12 protein-coding genes are annotated in these 17,668 nt (G+C 42.5%); 10 read left to right on the forward strand and 2 right to left on the reverse strand.

Annotated features, from left to right (window positions below; genetic code table 11):
- Positions 1-125: 125 nt before the first annotated feature.
- Together DXD68_RS06330 and DXD68_RS06335 are read right to left on the reverse strand one after the other, a co-directional pair.
- Positions 126-845, reverse strand: coding sequence for a hypothetical protein (locus DXD68_RS06330; RefSeq protein ID WP_122360805.1), 720 nt, complete (start codon positions 843-845; stop codon positions 126-128).
- 62 nt (positions 846-907) lie between these two features.
- Positions 908-1,519, reverse strand: coding sequence for an HU family DNA-binding protein (locus tag DXD68_RS06335; RefSeq protein WP_122360806.1), 612 nt, complete (start codon positions 1,517-1,519; stop codon positions 908-910).
- Between the two features lie 380 nt (positions 1,520-1,899).
- Here DXD68_RS06335 and DXD68_RS06340 point away from each other — a divergent pair, with 380 nt between their 5' ends.
- The 10 genes from DXD68_RS06340 to DXD68_RS06385 all read left to right on the forward strand — a co-directional run bounded on the left by DXD68_RS06340 (position 1,900) and on the right by DXD68_RS06385 (position 17,543).
- Positions 1,900-2,442: a DUF5063 domain-containing protein gene (locus DXD68_RS06340; protein ID WP_075556350.1), complete on the forward strand. Its 543-nt coding sequence runs from the start codon at positions 1,900-1,902 to the stop codon at positions 2,440-2,442.
- Positions 2,439-3,023, forward strand: coding sequence for a 3'-5' exonuclease (locus tag DXD68_RS06345; RefSeq protein WP_122360807.1), 585 nt, complete (start codon positions 2,439-2,441; stop codon positions 3,021-3,023). The genes DXD68_RS06340 and DXD68_RS06345 overlap by 4 nt, the downstream gene beginning before the upstream one ends.
- Positions 3,024-4,208 carry a class I SAM-dependent rRNA methyltransferase gene (locus DXD68_RS06350; protein ID WP_122360808.1) on the forward strand — a complete coding sequence of 395 codons (1,185 nt, stop codon included), beginning with the start codon at positions 3,024-3,026 and terminating at the stop codon, positions 4,206-4,208. It begins immediately after the preceding gene.
- 548 nt (positions 4,209-4,756) lie between these two features.
- Entirely contained in the window at positions 4,757-5,320 is a 564-nt protein-coding gene (locus tag DXD68_RS06355) for an RNA polymerase sigma factor (protein WP_122360809.1), read from the forward strand.
- A 125-nt stretch (positions 5,321-5,445) separates the two neighbouring features.
- Positions 5,446-6,528, forward strand: coding sequence for a FecR family protein (locus tag DXD68_RS06360; protein WP_122360810.1), 1,083 nt, complete (start codon positions 5,446-5,448; stop codon positions 6,526-6,528).
- A gap of 153 nt (positions 6,529-6,681) precedes the next feature.
- Positions 6,682-10,095: a SusC/RagA family TonB-linked outer membrane protein gene (locus tag DXD68_RS06365; RefSeq protein ID WP_122360811.1), complete on the forward strand. Its 3,414-nt coding sequence runs from the start codon at positions 6,682-6,684 to the stop codon at positions 10,093-10,095.
- A 12-nt stretch (positions 10,096-10,107) separates the two neighbouring features.
- Entirely contained in the window at positions 10,108-11,847 is a 1,740-nt protein-coding gene (locus DXD68_RS06370; RefSeq protein WP_122360812.1) for a RagB/SusD family nutrient uptake outer membrane protein, read from the forward strand.
- A 75-nt stretch (positions 11,848-11,922) separates the two neighbouring features.
- Positions 11,923-14,133: a beta-N-acetylhexosaminidase family protein gene (locus DXD68_RS06375; RefSeq protein ID WP_158585860.1), complete on the forward strand. Its 2,211-nt coding sequence runs from the start codon at positions 11,923-11,925 to the stop codon at positions 14,131-14,133.
- Positions 14,134-14,159: 26 nt separating this feature from the next.
- Entirely contained in the window at positions 14,160-15,200 is a 1,041-nt protein-coding gene (locus tag DXD68_RS06380; RefSeq protein WP_147382980.1) for an MBL fold metallo-hydrolase, read from the forward strand.
- Between the two features lie 57 nt (positions 15,201-15,257).
- Positions 15,258-17,543 (forward strand): beta-glucosidase family protein, encoded by a 2,286-nt coding sequence (locus tag DXD68_RS06385; RefSeq protein WP_410510711.1) that lies wholly within the window; start codon positions 15,258-15,260, stop codon positions 17,541-17,543.
- Positions 17,544-17,668 lie beyond the last annotated feature (125 nt).

Here is a 17,668-nt window from a genome sequence, read left to right on the forward strand (position 1 = left end):
GTGTTTAATCCGGAATTTCTTTCAATCGTAAAACTACATAAAGAAAAACATTAAAACAACATCCACATCTTTTATTTTTCAATAGATCAAACATTTAAAATCAGAGATTACCAGATACCTCTTTTTTACCTCATAATAAAAGGATATTCCATTGTTAATTCATATACCCAGTCCGGATAACCACAATTGGGGAAACGAATCATTTTCAATTTTCCAGAACTACTGATCAAGGCTAAAAACGTATAATCCAACGAAGGCGTATATAACTTCAGCACATTTCCCTCTTTTTCCCATTTTCCTTCTGAAAGCAAACATAAAGGACTCTCACTAGAAAAAAGAATCTTATAATGAAAACCGACTTCTAAAAATAAAGAAATATCTCCATTCCTATACACACCCAATTGTAAAGGTACAGGTTCCGGCTTCTTATTTTCTTTAAAATCAATTTCTCTATTTTTACTCTTCACTACATCTTCATCAAAATTTAGGGCACCTTCATCCGAATCGTAAATATATTCATCTTTATGAAAAAGCTCATTTTCCATAAAGCAAAAACCCTTCTTCACTAACAAATTCGAATGTTTTATTTCTTCTAACACAAGCTCTGCTCCACTTGAAATGTCTTTCAGATAATACAACTTACCTTTTTTTGAAAAATAGCCATAAGCCGGAAACATAGTAAACACAACATCAATTAGCTCATTAACACTAATATCAATATAAAAACGATTTTCTTTCAACAAATACAAGCTGCAGGATATCGGTACAGGCATGTTATTCCATTTAGATTTCACATTCTGCCACAAGCTACCATTTCCTAACGAATAAGATTGAGGATATTCCATACTAGTTAAATATAATACTCTATCTAAACTTCTTAATATTCACACCTTGAGGATATCAAAAATTACTTATTATTACAGCCCCCTGTTTCATCCGCTGCCAGCAAATACATCACCTTATTCCGGTAGCCGACCTTTGCCAACACACCTTCTTCCACGAATCGTTGCAAGTCGAGATTGGCACGATAACGACTGCATCCGAATGCCTCAGCATAGGTTCGGGGCGTGATACTTTCCCAACGTTCCATGTATTTCACCAGTTCTGTTTTTCTTGTACTCCAGTCACCCGGCTTCTTTTTTTCTTTTACCAGCTCCAGATCGATCTGTCGTAACTTCTTACGCAAAGATGTGGAACAGCGGTAGTTGATCCCGTCTACGTAAGCCGTATTTTTGTCTGCATCCTTCTTACTCGGCACAGTTTTCAACGACGGTGAGAAATACCCCAGATCATCCAGCTCTACATGACAACCATCCTCCAAAGCCAGCTCGATCACCCAGGCAAACGAATCCAGGACACTTTTCACTTCGGCAGACGATACGGCAGAACGTTCGCTTATCAGATCGCAAACTCTTTTCAGATCATAAGTTCCCCGGCTGATCGCACGGGCATGGGTTAATTTAGCTCCTGAACGGCTGTTTGGCTTGGGGGTAGAATAAACTTTGAATTTTATTGACATAGTATTATTTATTAGATTACGTACTAGTGTTACTTATATGCCATACTAATTCGAATTAGTACGGCAGGTAATCAGCGGTTGATAACCGTCGACCGTATGGTTCATAATTATCGACCGATTGGCTCATAATCATCAACCATACGGTTCATAATTATCAGCCGCTGATTTGATTCGTTACAAATATACAATAGAAAGGCTTGAATTATTCCCGTCATCCGTTATTTTTTCAACTCTATTCTAAATAAGATCGGTTTACGATATATTTGAAACTTTTGTAAAGTAAGCGGAAAGACCTTAATTAAGAATTAATAATTCTAATTATCGCAATATATTTGTTACTTTTGCAGGTTAGAAATCTTAGGTACACCATAAGAAGTAACATGGAAAAAGAAAACAACCCCATATACGAACGTAATACGCTGGAGTTTGTAACTGTAGCATTGGAGTTTTGTACATTTGTTGAAACAGCCGGAGAAAAAGGCCTTTTCGACTTTGTGGACAAAGCTGTCAAACTATTGCCGTTACTTTATCTGAAAGCAACACTTTTGCCGGATGTCGAGCCGGACGAAGATGATGAACCGGAACTGACCGTTACGGAAGACATGTACGAGTCTGTCCGTACCCGGATTGCTGGATTGCTGGGAGAAAAGGATTCTTATCTGGAAACCTTTCATCCGGACATGCAGTACAGTGATACGCCTATCGCCGCTTTTATCTCCGAAAATATCGCCGATGTCTATCAGGATACCGGAAATTTCGTTTCACTTTTCCGTCAAGGAAACGAAGAAGTCATGCTTCAGTCTATTGCCTTATGCCGTACTAACTTCCAGGAGTTCTGGGGACAACAACTCCTTAACGCATTGAAGGCACTCCACGCTGCCCGTTACAGTGATGATGAAATTTTTGAAACGAACGAGGAATGATGACACAATATACACACACAATAACAAAAGAAGAAATATCTCTTCTTGAAATAGAAGAATTTTTAGGACGGATTATCGTGATCGACACAGAGAAAGACACGGATAAGGCTGTCAGCTATTTATCCGGATTCGAAGCGGTAGGTTTCGATACGGAAACACGTCCCAGTTTTAAAAAAGGGACACGCTATAAAATTTCATTGATGCAGATCTCTACAGATGAGGCCTGCTTCCTTTTCCGGCTGAACCGGATCGGTATTCCACAGTCGCTGGAAGATTTTCTTGTGAATGACAAAATACTGAAAATCGGTCTTTCCCTGCGCGATGACTTTGGAGCCATGCGCAAAAGAACGGATATCAAACCGGCCAACTTCCTGGATTTACAAAATTATGTCGGACAGTTCGGTATTGAGGATGCCAGTCTCCAAAAGATATATGCCATCCTTTTTGATAAAAAAATATCGAAAGGGCAACGCCTGAGCAACTGGGAAGCCGATGTTCTGACCGAACAACAAAAGAAATATGCAGCCCTCGACGCCTGGGCCTGCCTGAAAATATACAACCAATTGAATCAAGATAAATAAATGAGTTACTGTAAAGTTTTTCTCAAACCGAAAAAGGAAGAGTCGTTGCTTCGCTTTCATCCGTGGGTATTCTCCGGAGCTATCCAAAGCATTGAAGGTAACCCGGAAGAGGGTGACCTGGTAGAAGTGTATGGAACAAATCAGCGCTTCCTGGCTATCGGCCACTATCAGATCGGCAGTATTGCCGTGCGTGTTTTATCATTTAAGCAGATCTCGATCGACGCGAATTTCTGGGAAGAACGTATTCGTGTTGCCTACACGCTCCGTAAAGAACTGGAACTGGCAGAAGTGGAAAACAATGATACCTATCGTCTGATTCATGGTGAAGGAGACAACCTTCCCGGTCTGGTGATCGACATATATGCTCATACAGCCGTTATGCAGGCTCATTCGGTTGGTATGCATTATGCACGTCATGATATTGCCGAAGCATTAAAAACTGTGCTGGGAGAAAATTTACAAAATATCTATTACAAATCGGAAGCAACTCTTCCCTACAAAGCCAATCTCGGAAGTGAAGATGGCTATTTATATGGCGGAGAGGTAGAAGATATTGCCACAGAGAACGGTTTGAAATTCTGCGTAGACTGGCAGAAAGGACAAAAGACAGGTTTCTTTGTAGACCAGCGTGAAAATCGTTCGTTACTGGAAAAGTATGCAAAAGGTCATTCGGTATTGAATATGTTTTGCTACACGGGTGGTTTTTCTTTCTATGCCATGCGTGGCGGTGCCGAAGTGGTTCACTCGGTTGATAGTTCAGCCAAAGCGATTTCGCTGACGAATAAAAATGTGGAACTGAATTTCCCGGGAGATCTGCGTCATAAAGCATTTGCTGAAGATGCCTTCAAATACCTGGAAAAGATGGGAAGCAATTACGACCTCATCATTCTCGATCCTCCTGCATTTGCCAAACATAAGAATGTATTGCGCAACGCTTTGCAAGGATATCGCAAACTGAATGCGATCGCTTTTGAAAAGATCAAACCGGGAGGTATCCTGTTTACCTTCTCTTGTTCACAGGTAGTCAGCAAAGAGAATTTCCGCCTGGCAGTGTTCAGCGCTGCCGCACAATCAGGACGTAGCGTACGTATCCTGCATCAATTGACGCAGCCGGCCGATCATCCGGTCAATATCTACCATCCGGAAGGAGAATATCTGAAAGGATTGGTCTTATACGTAGAATAAAAAAGAGACTGATTTTTTCTATTCAAAATATATTACCCAGGTTTACGGTACTCAACGTATTCCTGGGTATTTTTTATGATTATCTTATCTTCCTTGTCTTTCATGACATAATATTAATGCCCATTTTTATCTAAAGTGAAGAAATATGCCTATTTTTGTAATGTTCGATAGAACAAATACATCTTAGAAAATTAGGAAGTGCCTTACTTTCGTTAAAATCGCCAGTTTTGACAGCACACAAGGCACAAGTCCCTGCTATATCTAGCGGGTTGCTTGTCTACGTGTGCTATGGGTTTCTGGCGATACCTAACGAAGTGTAGACAGTGACCCGCTTCTTTTTGTATTCAAAATATTAATAACGTCGTCATTGTAAAGTGATATACAGTGACTTTATTATAATCTAAACATGAAAGAAAATATATCAAATATATGATTACATTTGTAGTATTTTGTAGTTAATAGTTAATCGGAATGTAATATCCAGGAAAAGGAGTAATAGCTATATTTGCGGCATTTTACAGCGAGTGTAATTGAAATAACCCAGGAGAATGTATCAAAAAACGGATGAAATAATATGGAACCTTTGTCTTAAAGGAGATCGTAAAGCTTTTGAAGTTTTATACAGGAGATATTATCCCATATTATATAATTACGGGAAGATATATTCGAAAGATACCGATCTCGTAAAGAATTGCCTGCAAAATTTCTTCGTTAAACTAATGTGCAACTACTCAAGCTTATCAGAAACAGCTTCCGTACGTTGTTATTTGCTGAAAGCTTTCCGGTATGCCTTGTATAACGAATTGAAATCCGAACAAATCCGTAACGGCAAACTGGTCTGTTGTCCCGATGAGATCCTAACCGTCAGATCAGATCAATTTTTAGATGAAGAAGATCTGTCACCCCGGAATGAACTTATAAGTGCAGCCTTCAGAAAGCTGTCTTCCAAACAACAGGAGATCCTGTACCTCTATTATATCAGGGAGTTAACTCATGATGAAATAGCCAACCTGCTGAATATCAATTATCAGTCCAGCAAAAATCTTCTTTTCAGATCGATTGCTAAATTAAGAGATTTACTTCTCTCCGATCCTTCCTTGAATGATAAATAACACACTCCATATTAACGGCTATTCAACAATAAACGTTAAACACAGCCACTTAAGTGTTAAATCGCAGTTTGATTGAGTACCATCGGAGCAGGCTAATTGTAATTAATATAAAAAGCACTGCTCGTATGGCTAAAAACAAAATACCAAAGACAGAGTTCGACAACGAGATGAAGCAATTCATTTCACTGGTCAAGAAACACGAACAGGTTCCCGATATGGAAATAGAGGAAGCGTGGGCAAACGTGAAAGAATTGTCATCTGCCGGGTCCATAGAAAAGGATAAAAAGAAAACCCTTCGATATGTTCTTGCCGGATTATCTGTTGCTGCATCGATAGCCATTCTTTTCTTTATTTCCATTCCATATAATAACCAACCACAGGAAGAGCCCTCTTTTCTTACTGAGCTGGAAAAAGTTGCACCTATCGATAGTTTAAATCAGATATACCTGGTCCTTTCCAAGAATCAACAAGTTACGTTAGAGAACGAAGCCTATGTCAATTATGACAAGGAAGGTGGCGTAACCGTAAATAACCAATCCCCGGAAATTGCAGAAGATCAGGCAACCGGAGCAAATAATCTGAACCACATAATTGTTCCCAAAGGAAAACGCACCCACATAACGCTATCGGACGGAACAAAAATGTATGTAAATGCAGCCAGTCATGTCATTTATCCATCGGTTTTCAATGATGACAAACGGGAAATAGCAGTAGAGGGAGAAGTGTTTCTGGAAGTGGCACATAATCCGAAAGTACCTTTTATAGTGAAAACAAAAGGATTGGATGTAAAGGTGCTGGGTACTGTTTTTAATGTAACAGCCTATGAAGCAGATGATATTTCAGTCGTATTAGTAAACGGACGCGTAGAGGTAAACTCATCTGCAAAAGAGAAAATGATTTTAAATCCTTCCCAGATGGCTAACTGGAAAGATGGTATAATGAAAAAAGAGAAAGTGAATGTAACAAAATATATCTGCTGGAAAGATAATGTCATGCTTTTAGAACTGGAAACCGTTTCAAAGGTTTTGGACAATCTATCCCGCTATTATGGAGTGCCTGTTTGGTATGATAAGAATATAGCCGACCGGAAACTTTCCGGTAAACTCGACCTCTGTGAATCCATCGATGAAGTACTGGAAATCGTAAAAGTTTCAGCCTCATTGAACGTCGAAAAAATAAATGGCGGAGGATATCATTTTCACGAATAGGGAGAAGAAAGAAAAAGAGTATTAACGAATAACAGATTTGCCTATGAAGAAGTAAAAAGTATAAATAAAAAAAGATCGGACACTGTTGGCGCAATTATCCGATCTATTTTGAGAAATAATCCTTAGTTGTTTAAAAGATTAATATACAAAGGTATGGAAAATATCACAGCAATTAATCGAAAAAAGATTAATTACATAAAATTAGCATGTTTATTGATATCTTTAATATCATTTCCTGCGTTAATTACCCATGCATCAAATCCCTCAGAAATCTCCGGGGAAATATTGACTGTTCAGATGCAGAACAAAACATTGAAAGAAGTTTTTTCATATTTAGAGAAAAATAGTAACTACGTGTTTATATATGAAGAAGCCGTAGATCTTGGGAAAAGGGTCAATGTCAATATTTCGGACAAATCCATTGAAGATATTATAAAAGAAGTCTTCTCTTCAAATGGTTTTTCTTATGTTATCAAAGGCAGGCAAGTAATTGTAAAAAATGAAAAGTCGACAGGTCTGATGTCGTCACCTGTTACTGCGCAAGACGCCATTGTCGTGCGAGGCACTGTGACAGATCACACAGGCATGCCGCTTGTCGGAGTGAACGTGGTCGTAAAAGGAGCAACGATCGGAACCGTAACGGATATCGACGGTCACTTCGACCTGCCGAATGTTCCGAAAGGAGCTACTCTCCTGTTCTCATACATAGGTTACAAAAGTCAGGAAGTGAAAGCGCTTGAAAAACTGACAATTACTTTAAGTGAGGATAACGAATTGCTGGATGAAGTAGTCGTTGTCGGCTACGGTACACAAAAGAAAGTCAATATGACCGGTGCCGTTTCTTCAGTCAAAGTGGATGCTTTCGACAGTCGTCCTATCACAAATGCGACTAACGCATTAGCTGGTTTGGCAGCAGGCCTGTCCGTTTCCAACACTGGAGGCAGTATACCTGGGTTGGAAAGTCCAACTATTCGTATTCGTGGCCAAGGGACTTTAAATAACTCAGATCCTCTCGTTGTTATCGATGGTATGGCAGGAGCTAATATCAGTGATATTAACCCACAAGATATTGAATCTATATCCATTCTGAAAGATGCTGCATCTTCTGCAATTTACGGATCTCGTGCTGCAAATGGAGTTATTCTGATTACCACAAAAAAAGGAACAGAAGGTTCTGCCAGAATCACTTACAGTGGTAATGTTTCCTTTGAAAAAGTGGCTAAACGATTAAATCTTGTTACCGATTATGCCGATTTCATGGAAATTCAAAATGCAGGTTTAATAGCTAATGGACAGGCACCTCGTTTCTCACAGGGTAAAATTGATGAATGGCGCAATGATGGAGGTAAAAATCCTACCATATACCCTAACACTGATTGGCAAGATCACATCTACAGTAATCCTTCTATAGTTCAAAATCACAACATCACAGCAAATGGAGGAACTCAAACAGTTCGTTATAACCTTTCTTTCGGATATATCAACAATCCTGGTATGATTTATCACTCGAACTATAAACGTTACCAAATGCGTGCCAACGTAGATGTCAATATTAAACCATGGTTAACAGTGGGAGCTAACGCATACGGCTATGTAGACTATAATAATCCTTCCGCCGATACAGCAGGCAGTGGTGGTGATGTTATTTGGGGAGGTGGCGCTTTTGCTACCGTACCAGGAATGACTCTTTACGATCCTGAAACAGGTTTGTATGGGGGTATTCAGAACCCAGAGGAAGAAAATGTCAGCAACAACAATCCTTATCGCCGTATGTGGTTCTACAAAGATGACTTTCCTACGATATCTCGTCGTACTGTAGCCAAAATGTATGGTCGCATTACACCCGTTAAAGGTTTAACTATTGACGCTTCATATACCTATAATGCTTGGGACCGTCGAATAGAACATCATTTGACAGATCGTGACCTATATCGTTTTACAGCAGACGGACCAGTTTTATTACGTGCCGGAGTTGTTCGTACCTACATTAGAAGATACAACTATCGTAATGATTTCCGGGCATCAGATATAACTGCTCGTTACGAATTTAAGGTAGATAAACTCGATGCATCCGTTATGGCAGGAGCCAGTCAAGAATATAATAAATACGATAACGACTACTATTTGAAATATGACCTTGTCGACGAATCACTGACAGCTCTTGATGCTGCCTCTACCCTTGGACGTATCACAGGGAATTACAACGAATGGGCTATGAGATCTTATTTCGGTCGTATAAATCTTGTATGGGACGACAAATATATGCTGGAAGCCAATTTACGTGCCGACGGTTCTTCCCGATTCGCACCTAACAAACGTTGGGGATACTTCCCGTCCGTCTCTGCCGGTTGGCGTATCTCTCAAGAAAAATTCATGGAAGATTATCAGGATTGGCTGAGTTCTTTAAAACTTCGTCTTTCCTATGGTTCGTTAGGAAACAATGCTGCATCTAACAATTATATGTATCAGTCCCTATATGCAGCAACGAATTATGTATTGGGAAATGCCGTTACAGGCGGTCTTTCACAAACTACATTATCTAACAACTTACTAACCTGGGAAAGTACCTATGTAACAAATGTTGGTATCGACTATGGTTTCTTCAAAAACAGATTAAACGGCTCTTTTGAATGGTTTAATAGAGATACGAAAGGTATTCTGATTTCACTACCAGTGCCTTTAGAACATGGAACGGCAGCCGTTCCTAACCAAAATGCCGGTGAGGTAAATAACCGTGGTATTGATTTTGAAATTAACTGGACTGATCAAATAGATAAAGTAGCCTACTCAGTTGGTTTTAACATGGGATTTGTCAGCAATAAAGTTACAAAATTCCAAGGAGATGTTGCTTCTATCAGTGGTGTTAATAAAATTCAAGAGGGTAAACCTATAAATCAATACTATGTACTTAAAGTAGACCGTATTGTCCGTGACCAATCCGACTTGGACTACGTACAATCACTAGTTGACAAAAATCCAAACTATTTTGCTACTTATCAACGTCCTGAGCTAGGCGACTTCTTATTTGCCGATGCTAATGGCGATGGGAACCTAAATGCAGACGATCGTGTTGAATTCGGTCACGGCGATAGCCCGAGACTAACCTACGGTGCAAATCTGAGTCTAAGCTGGAATAATTTCGATTTCAGTATGCTTCTTCAAGGGGTAGGAGATTATAAAGCTTATTACAACAATCAAGCTTTCCGTTTCACTACTGTTATGGGACAATCTCTCATTAAAGACATAACAGACAATGCTTGGACTACAGAAAATCCTTATAACTCCAAATATCCGATATTACGTAATAGTGCGAACAATAAAAATAATACAGCCAGTGATGCATTCATTCACAATGCAGCCTATCTTCGTTGTAAAAATATTCAGTTAGGCTATACTATACCTCAAAATATTTCTCAGAAGTTCTTTGTTAATAATTTGAAGATTTACACTAGTATAGACAATCTGTTCACCATAACCAGTTTTCCTGGTCTGGATCCTGAAATTGCAGCGACAGTTGGTTATCCGGCAATTCGCCAATATTCTATCGGTCTTAATGTTTCATTCTAAAATCAGAAAACGATGAAAGCTAAAAATATAATTTCCGTTTTTTTAGGTTCAGCCCTTTTGCTCAGCAGTTGTGAAAGCCTGGACTATACTCGTCCGGATCAGTTGTCGAGCGTCACATTCTGGAAAACAGAAGCTCATGCCAAGCAAGCTGCTGTCGGCCTATATCAGGCAATGATGCAGACCTGGTGTTTCGGCCTGGAGTTCGCATTCGATATGTGTACCGACCTGGCTGACGGAACCAGTCCTTTTGCCGATATTTCGCGCGGGACATCGTTTGCATCGACCAGCGGTGCCGTACAAAACCACTGGCAATATCTGTATGAATTGGTTCACCGTTCGAATACGGTAATTCGCAATGTCTCCACAATGGACATCGATAAAACCATGATCGACCAGATAGTCGGCGAAGCCAAATTCTTCCGTGCCATGGCTTACTTCCGTATGCTTAACTGCTGGGGAGGAGTTCCTTACTACGATGAGAGCTGTATTATCGAAGAAGAATTTGCGACTGTAACCAGCCCGCGCAGTTCTGCGGAAGAAATTCGTCAACATGTGATCGACGATTTGACCGATGCCATCGCAAAACTGCCTGTCAGTTGGGCAAGCAGCGATTACGGACGTGTCACCAAAGGGGCCGCCTATGCACTTCGTGGCAAGGTGTACCTTTTCAACAAAGAATGGGCTAAAGCCATTACAGACTTTGAAGAGATCGTGTACAACAAAAGCAATAACTACGGCTATGCTTTGCATTCTAATTACGAGAACCTGTTCCGTCTCTATAATGGCGCACGCAGCAATGAGATGATTTTCGCTATACAGTCTATCGACGGTAACGTTGCCGGATATGCATTGAATATAGTCGGTTATTTTGGGAACAAAGCAACCATGCGTTTGATTGCCAGCAACTGCGTCGTACCTTCAACCAAACTGGTCGATTTGTATGAAAAGCCTGATGGTCAGAAATTCAACTGGGATGAAGTATTTCCCGGTTTCAATAACGGCAATTCGGAATTTCGCCGTAAATGCCTGGCTGTAGCTATAAACGATGCCAGTACGGAGATTACCAGCACTCTGGACTGCGATACGGCAAAGGTTTCCGCCGCCTACAACAACCGTGATCCACGCCTGTGCTGGAATGTGATCACTCCGTTCTCCCATTACTTGGGTACGGATGCCGGTTCCAATCCCAGGGATAAGCAGTTTGTAATCGTAGACCCGACAAAAGGCGGTGCCCCCATGGAAGCACAATCTTTCATCCGTAACTCCGAAGGTTGGAACTCTTACTTCTGGCGTAAATGGATTCCTACGGGTAACCTGGATGGCTACTGGGGGGAATACAGCCGTACTCCTTACGAGTTTCCGTTGCTCCGTCTCGGCGATGTTATTCTGATGCTTGCCGAAGCTTACAACGAAAATGGCGAGACAGCAAAAGCCATCGCTGAAGTCAATAAAATACGTGCCCGTGTCGATATGCCGGGATTGAACTCCGGTCCTACCTGGATGGCAGTCAACAGCAAAGACGAGATGACACAACGTATTCGCGATGAACGGGCCCGCGAACTGGCTGGCGAAGGTCAACGTTACTGGGATCTCCGACGCTGGGGTATCCTTCAATCGACAGTAAGGAATGCAACCGATATTCTCGGCGACCTGATGTATGAACGAGCTTATCAATCGCGTCACGAAATCTGGCCGATACCGTTTGTTGAAATGGAACGTAACCCGAACCTGACTCAAAACACGGATTGGTAATTGGATCATAGGCACATGATGAAACAGGCCTGTGTAATAAAAACCAGGCCTGTTTTACTTTCTAATTTGAGAAATATGGATGGAATAATAAGAACAAAGTTACTTGTCACTTTGCTAAGCGGTTTATTGTTTGGCGGATGTACCGGAAGAAGTGGACAAGAAAAAGTAAATATCTATCCGATTCCCCAGAAGTTGGAGCTGTCGGGCGATTGGATAAAGATACCCAAGACCGGTTATCGGCTGGAAGGGATCAACCTTCCGGATACGGATGCCGTGAGTCTACTGAAACAATCCTTCCTGATAACAGAGCAGGCGAAACAGACAATTACCATTCGGCAGTTGGAAAAGGCAGAGAGTGAAATGCAACGTTCGGGCGCTTATACGCTGAATGTGACTGAAAAAGGGATACGGATCGGAATCTGTGACGACCGTTCTCTCTTTTATGCCGCACAAACATTGTCCCAGTTAATCAAAGACGAAAAGAAACTCCCTGTTTGTACGATATGGGATTATCCGGACATTGTTTTCAGAGGTGTTGTCGAAGGCTTTTATGGTACTCCGTGGTCTTTTGAGAACCGGGTGGAACAGTTGCGTTTTTATGGACGGATGAAGATGAATACTTACATTTTCGGACCTAAGGACGATCCCTACCATCGTTCACCCTATTGGCGTATCCCCTATCCGGAAGATCAGGCAAAGAATATCCGCGAGTTATTGGCTGAAGCTAAAAGGAATAAGGTCGATTTTGTTTGGGCATTGCATCCCGGCATAGATATCCGATGGAATGATACGGACCGGCAAGCTGCGATAAAGAAGCTGGAGAGTATGTACGATCTAGGAGTCCGGGCATTTGCCGTCTTTTTCGATGATATCGAAGGCGACGGAACGGATGCAGCCAGGCAGGCCGCCTTTATGAATTATCTGAAACAGGAATTTGTCGACAGGAAAGGAGATATCCGGCAACTGATACTCTGCCCGACCGAATATAATAAAGACTGGGCAAAGACGGATTACCTGGATATACTGGGCGAACAGCTAGACCCTTTTATCCATATCATGTGGACTGGCGACAAAGTGGTAAGCGATATTACGCATGAAGGACTCGAATGGGTAAACAAGCGGATCAAACGGCCTTGCTATGTCTGGTGGAACTTCCCGGTAAATGATTATTGCCTGGCTCATTTATTGATGGGACCGGTGTATGGACTGGATAAAAACACGGCTTCCGACATGTATGCATTCGTATCGAACCCGATGGAGTTTGCCGAAGCAAGCAAAGTCGCTCTTTGGAGCGTTTCTCAATTTACCTGGAATATGGATCGGTTCGATCCGAAACAGAGCTGGAATACGGCGTGTGAGTCTCTCGTACCTGAAGCACCCGATGCATTCCGTCTTTTCTGTGAGCACAATGCGGATATCGGTCCCAACACATGGATGTTTTGCAGGGAAGAATCTTTCAATTCGAGCGATCTGATCAACCGGTTCGAACAATCGTTATCTGCCGGAAAGTATCTGAAAAAAGAGGCTTTCGAGATTACAGACTTGTTTATGCAGATAAAAAAAGCACCGGGTATCATCAAAAGCAGTGCAACGAATAAGCAACTGATAAAAGAAATCGATCCCTGGCTGACACAAACCGGCAATGTCGGAGTGGCCGGCATAGCGACAATGAAAATGTTGGATTTAGCAGACAAGCACGATACGGAAGGATGCCGGAAAGCGTATAAAGAGGTAAAAGAAGCCTTGAATACGATTGCTGTATTCAGCCGGCCTTATCGCCGGGGAGAGCAGGATGGCATCAGAAGCGGTTCACAGGTTTTATTACCTTTTATCCGTCAGATGCTGCAATATGTAGAAAACTCATTGCTGACAGACGAAAAACCGAAAGAGGTGCCTGAAGTTCTGGCCGGTTCAAAAGAGATGGGCGAATTATCCTGTTATTGCGAAGACGATGTAGTGGGTTTAACCCCTCATTTTCCATTGGTGACAATAGCTCCCGGGGAATACTTCGGCTTCCGGGTAGAGAAAAGCAAGCAACCGGTTGCATTGGTCTATGATTTACGTAAAAGTAAATCCAAAGGACGTGCTTTCCAGGGTTCTATCGATGGAAAGGTGTGGTTCACATTCCTGAAAGCAGGGGCTGACCGGATGGATACTATTCCTATCCATGAGCCACGCATCCGTTATATTCGCTGCCTCAATCAATCGCAGTCGGATATGTCGGTAGGAATCGGCAGGTTTGCTGTATTGACAAAATCCGATACACTCAGTCACAAGCAAGAATAACGTTTTACTTAATAACTAATTACGATATGAAAAAGATATTCTGTACACTATTATGCATGGGAGGTTTCTGTGCCTCTCTATTAATACCCGAAGGTCTGAACGCTCAGGAAAAGAACGCCATAGAAAAGAGTGCCTTTTGGGGTAATTCGGAAGTATATCTGAATAAACAGGCCTTCCGGATGTTCGGTCTGATCGATCAGGCATTAACGGAAAATCCTCCGGTGCCGGGTGCGCCGATGATCAGGAAACTGGCTCTTTATAATCTGGATGCCATGCTTCATGAGACCAGATATGACGATAGCGAACCACTCTATGGTTTCATCGACTCACGGATTAATAAGGTCATTGCTGATCTTTCCAATCCGGTAAAGCAAGGGATGAAAGTTTATAAAATCTATAATGACGGCTTTGTTGCCCGTACCGGTTCGGTCACCCTGGCATTTGATGTTGTCAGGGGAGCCTGCAAAGGAAAGAATCTGATCTCTGACGCATTGATTCAACAAATTGTCGACCATTGCGATGTTTTGTTCCTTACTCATAATCATGGCGATCATGTCGACCCGGTAGTCGTCGAAATGTTCCTGAAAGCAGGAAAGCCGGTTGTCGCACCGACAAATATATTACCGGATAAAAAGGGTATACAACATGAACGTTCCGACAAAATGATCGATAAGAAGATGAAACTGGATAAAAACAAAAATATCCGGGTGAAAATATTCCCCGGTTACCAGGATAAGTTGATGAACAATATTTATGTGGTAACGACGGATGAAAAGAAGACAGTCGCCCATATCGGGGATCAATATAATAAGGAGGATATGGAATGGATTGTCAACATTAAAAAGGATATTCCTCAACCGGATATATTGATCGTAAACTGCTGGACGCATCGGATGAGCGATCTGGTCGACGGATTCAATCCCAGGTTGGTCGTTACCGGACATGAAAATGAGATGGGACATACGATCGACCATCGGGAAGCTTTTTGGCTGACCTTCCAAAAAATGGAACAGATCAGCAAAGATTATCTGGTCATGGGTTGGGGCGAGTGGTTTCAATGCCATTGACAAGAGAGAATGATCAATCAGAGATAAAAATAATCATAACTATATCGTATGACGAAAATAAAAATGAAACTAATAGGTTTTACGGCAGCAGCTATGGTTGCTTCTGTTTCCGTTAGTGCCAAGGTTCCCAAATTGAAAGTAAACAATATCGACGCGGTTATCAAAGCGATGACCATCGAAGAGAAAGCAGACCTGATCGTCGGAGCCCGTATGTATCATCAGGATGAAAATGCGGCACCTCATATTAAAGAGTCCTGGAAAGTTGTTCCCGGTGCTGCCGGACGCATTAACCCGGTTCCCCGTGTCGGAATCCCTTGTGTGGTTCTTTCGGACGGACCTGCCGGTTGTGGCATTTTGCCGGTCGAAGGGGAGGAAAATTATTTCTGTACCCACTTCCCTATCGAGACTTTACTGTCTTCAACCTGGGATGTCGACCTGGTCAGGAATGTAGGGGAAGTGATCGGCAACGAAGCGAAGGAATATGGGGTAGACGTGCTGTTGGCTCCTGCCATCAACATTCATCGCCATCCGTTGTGCGGTCGTAACTTCGAATATTTCAGTGAAGATCCATTGCTGGCGGGAAAGATGGCTGTAGCCTATGTAGACGGGGTACAAAGCAACGACATAGGAACTTCTGTAAAACATTTTGCTGTCAACAACCAGGAGACCAACCGTATGAACAACAATGCTATCGTCTCGCCCCGGGCACTGCGTGAGATCTACCTGAAAGCCTTCGAGATCGTAGTCAAGGAGAGCCAGCCCTGGACCATCATGAGTTCGTATAATCGTATCAACGATGTATATGCCTCGGAAAGCCCGGAGTTGATCACAACTATACTTCGTGACGAATGGGGATATAAAGGTACGGTGATGACCGACTGGTGGGGAGGAGCCGACGGAGCAGCCCAAATGATTGCCGGAAACGATATGATCGAACCGGGCACAAAAGAACAGGCAGCCCACATCATAGAAGGAGTAAAAAACGGTACGCTCGATGAAGCCGTAGTCGACCGCAATGTCAGGCGCATCCTGGAGTTGGTGGTCAGAACTCCCCGTTTCAAAGGTTATAAATATTCCAATAATCCCGACATGAAAGCTCATGCCACCGTTACCCGGCAGTCGGCCACCGAGGGTATGGTTCTTTTGAAGAATGAAAAGCAGGCTCTTCCCTTGTCTCCGAAAGATAAGAACATTGCATTGTTCGGCGCTGTTTCTTATAATTTTTTCTCGGGCGGTACGGGTTCGGGCGATATCAATCGTCCTTATGTAGTGTCGCTGCTGGACGGATTGAAAAATCAACAGATCGTTGTCGACGATAATATCAAAGCGATCTATCAGGCTTACAACAGACCTCAAGAGCAAGGGGAACAAATGCGTATCAACGAGATGCCGATGGATACAGCTATCATCAAGTATGCCGCAAAGAACAATGACATGGCTATCATCACGTTCGGCCGTATCTCCGGCGAATATATCGATCGTGTTTCTTCCGACTTCTTCTTGTCGGACACTGAACGGGAATTAGTGAAAAACGTTACCCGTATCTTCCACGAGGCCAATAAGAAGGTCGTTGTCGTACTCAATGTTGGCGGTGTGATCGAGACTCAAAGCTGGAAAGAGATGCCCGACGCGATCCTGCTGTCATGGCAAGCCGGGCAAGAAGGAGGAAACTCCGTTGCCGATATCCTTACCGGCCACGCCAATCCTTCCGGCAAGCTTCCTATGACCTTTCCGGTAACTTTGAGTGACCACTGGAGCTCGTTGAATTTCCCGATCGACCAGAAGATCGACCGCCGCTGGTCGGTTAAGACGGGACTAACCCACGAAACCAAAAATGTAGACTATACCATCTATGACGAAGGTATCTATGTCGGTTACCGCTGGTTCGACACCCGGAACCTGCAGGTGAGCTATCCTTTCGGCTACGGTTTGAGCTACACGACTTTTGAATATGGTAAGCCTTCGGTGAAACAGGACAATGGAAAAGTAATCGTTGAAGTAACGATAAAGAACACGGGGAAAGTTGCCGGAAAAGAAGCGGTTCAACTCTATGTAGAGGCTCCTGCCGGGAAATTGGACAAACCTGTTCACGAGCTCAAAGCATTCGGTAAAACCAAGATGTTACAACCCGGAGAAAGTCAGGTAATAACACTCGCTGTTCATACAGACGACCTGGCTTCGTTCGACGAAGATGCCTGCGCCTGGGTAACCGATGGCGGTAGATATAAGTTTGTCGTAGCTGCCTCGTCACGCGACCCACGCGGCGATGTGATGGTCGATGTCAGTCCTTCGACACGCAAGGTTAACAATGTACTCAATCTACCTGCTGCATTTAAAAAGTAATCAGTAACCAGCAGGCAATACAAACAAAAAAGGGAACCTTCCGGTTCCCTTTTTTACATGACCAAATAACCACAGAATGTTTATTTGGCAAACAACTCCTTATTAATAAATTCCAAATATCGGTT

Origin of the sequence: Parabacteroides sp. TM07-1AC, assembly GCF_003480915.1 — a bacterium.
GTDB lineage: Bacteria > Bacteroidota > Bacteroidia > Bacteroidales > Tannerellaceae > Parabacteroides > Parabacteroides chongii.